Source organism: Pseudoalteromonas sp. S558 (assembly GCF_005886635.1).
GTDB lineage: Bacteria > Pseudomonadota > Gammaproteobacteria > Enterobacterales > Alteromonadaceae > Pseudoalteromonas > Pseudoalteromonas aliena.
This window is the reverse complement of record NZ_PNDU01000522.1, coordinates 1-528: the sequence shown is the minus strand read 5'-3', so window position 1 is coordinate 528 and position 528 is coordinate 1. Positions and strand designations below refer to the sequence as shown.

Annotated in this window: 1 protein-coding gene; it reads right to left on the bottom strand. The window is 43.2% G+C overall.

Going from position 1 to position 528, the window contains the following annotated elements; genetic code table 11:
* On the bottom strand, positions 1 to 528 hold a 528-nt coding region (locus CWB66_RS21235), incomplete at both ends, for a transposase (protein WP_138586984.1).

Sequence of the window (528 nt, the reverse complement as noted above, 5' to 3'; positions counted from 1 at the left end):
AATCCTGAGTTATCAATTCTTCGCCCAGCCCATCTTGTGATTGGTGGCGTTCAATAATACGTTTGCTTGCGCGTTCTAGTTTTGCTTTTTTACGGCCTAACTCATCGAATGTGCCGCTCCACTCCTTACTCGCATTGGACTTTAATTTGCACCCATCAATGGCAAACATGTTACGGCCTATCAAGTCTTCTTCATCACATATCATCAGCACTTGCGTAAAAAGTGGCTCAATCTGTTCATGCATTTTAGCCACAAAACCCGCTATAGATGTGTAATGTGGCTGGATATCACCCGACACACTCATAAATAAAATATTATGCTCGCAAGCCTTTGCAATTCGGCGGCTACTAATTAAACCATGTGCATAACCCAGTAAAATAATCTTTAGCATTACCGAGGGTGGGTACGCCGCCGCGCCCGTTTTGTCATTGTTGTACCACGCGTCAAATCCCGATAAATCGAGTTTATTTTCGACAATATAACAAAGGGCATACTCAAAAGTGCCAGGCAGAATTTGCTCAGCGAAAT